We start from the raw sequence: 1,840 nt of genomic DNA, 5'->3' as shown, positions 1-1,840 counted from the left end.
GCCAGTGCACACCTTGATTTTTTCAAACCCCGCCAGAGTGTCCAGGTGCACAATGCACAGGTCAGTGACGCCGTTTAACTGCACCGCATATTTTACGCAGGCCAAATCCAACCAGCCCACACGCCTTGGCCTGCCAGTCGTTGTGCCGTATTCGTGTCCTTTTTCCCGGATTTTGCTTCCTGTTTCATCCACAAGCTCTGTTGGAAGAGGGCCGTTGCCGACCCGAGAGGTGTAGGCTTTTATGACGCCAAAGACGCGCTTAATTTTTGTCGGACCCACGCCAGCGCCCGTGCAGGCAGCCCCGGCAATCGTGTTGGATGAGGTCCCAAAAGGATAAAGCCCGTGGTCAATGTCCAGCATGGCAGCTTGTGCAGCTTCAAATAGCACAAGCTTTTTTGAATCAAGAAGTAGGTTAATCTTGCAAGAAACGTCCCCTGCATATTGCTTGAGTGTTGCAGCATATTTAAGATAGGAATCAGTGCAGCTTTCAACTTGGATGTTTTCCTTTCCGTAGAGGGCTTTTGAAATCTCGAAAAACCGCTTTCTTGCAAGTTCAAGTTTTTCCCTAAGTTTGGCATCGTCAAGCATGTCCTGCACGCGAACTCCCACCCGCGCGTGCTTGTCTGAATAAACAGGCGCTATTCCGCTTTTTGTGGAACCTGCAGCAGCCTTGCCAAACGACTCCTCATGGTAGGCATCCAGGAGTTTATGATACGGAGTAATTACATGGGCCTTTGTGTCTATTGTCAAAAGCGGGATTATGCCTTTTTGGGAAAGCATTGAAAGCTCCTTGTCCACAAGCACCTGTGGGTCAATTACAACACCTGCCCCAAGCATGACCTGCTTTCCTGAGAGCACGCCTGAGGGCATGAGATGAAAGGCGTATTTGACCCCCGCGACTTTAACGCTGTGTCCTGCATTTGAGCCTCCGTTGAAGCGCACAACCGCCTCAGACCGACTAGCAAGAAAGTCAATGACTTTACCCTTGCCCTCGTCCCCCCACTGCAATCCGACTACAACGGTTCCGGACATTTTTACACCACGAAAAAAATTTTTCTATTAGGTTGATATTATTAGGTTGATATTATTTCGATTAATTTGGCATAATATTTTGTTTGCCTATGCCTGCCAATGATGCATTTATAGTATGCCTTGCAAGGAAATAAAAAGCAGCAAGGCGGCCACGCCCATATTACTTTTTGCCTTCAGCTTCTTGCGCCTTTGCCCTTTTCTCAACTTTGGCCCTGACAAGCTTCTCTGCAAGGTTTAACGCATCAACAAGGCCCTGGGGCCTTGTGCCATGCGCCCCTGCTGCGCAGATGTGGCCCCCGCCGCTTCCCCCAATCAGGCGCGCAGCCTTTGCCATGATTTTTGACATGTCAAGGCTGCCTGCATAGGCGTTTTTCATCCTGGCTGATATCCTTGCCAGATTCTTGCCTGCATGGCCGACAACTGCCACATCTGCTCCAAGAAAGATTAGTGCCGTTGCAGCCTCTGCCTCAAAACTTGCCGACTGGGACAGTGCAATGAGAAAATCGTTTTGGCCAAGCCTGTTTGCCGCAGGCGCTATCCTGATTATTTGCGCCTCCCTGCACGCCTCAAGCACCGACATCCTGTGTGCCAGGTCCTTTGGCTGCTCCACAAAACCAAGTATTTGGGGGTAGGTAAGGCCGGATTTTTTCAAAAGTGATGAGGTTATGTGGAAGGTTTTTGCGGAGGCCGACCTGAAATAATAGGAATCGGAAACAATGCCGCAAAGAAGGCAGAGCGCCGACATCTTTTCTATGTTGTTTGCGCCAAGCAGGCCGAACACAAGCTCGCAGGCAGAGCAGGCCTTGTT

General features: G+C 50.1%; 2 protein-coding genes. Both read right to left on the bottom strand.

Annotated features, from left to right (window positions below; genetic code table 11):
* Positions 1-1,032 (bottom strand): adenylosuccinate synthase (locus FJZ26_05785; protein ID MBM3229919.1); only part of this gene is annotated, 1,032 nt, incomplete at its 3' end.
* A 160-nt stretch (positions 1,033-1,192) separates the two neighbouring features.
* The coding region (locus FJZ26_05780) for a hypothetical protein (protein MBM3229918.1) at positions 1,193-1,840 on the bottom strand (648 nt) is incomplete at its 5' end.

Source organism: Candidatus Parvarchaeota archaeon, from assembly GCA_016866895.1.
In the GTDB taxonomy this organism is placed as follows: Archaea; Micrarchaeota; Micrarchaeia; order Anstonellales; family VGKX01; genus VGKX01.
Note: the sequence above shows the minus strand (reverse complement) of the source record. Positions and strands in the feature narration are given on the sequence as shown.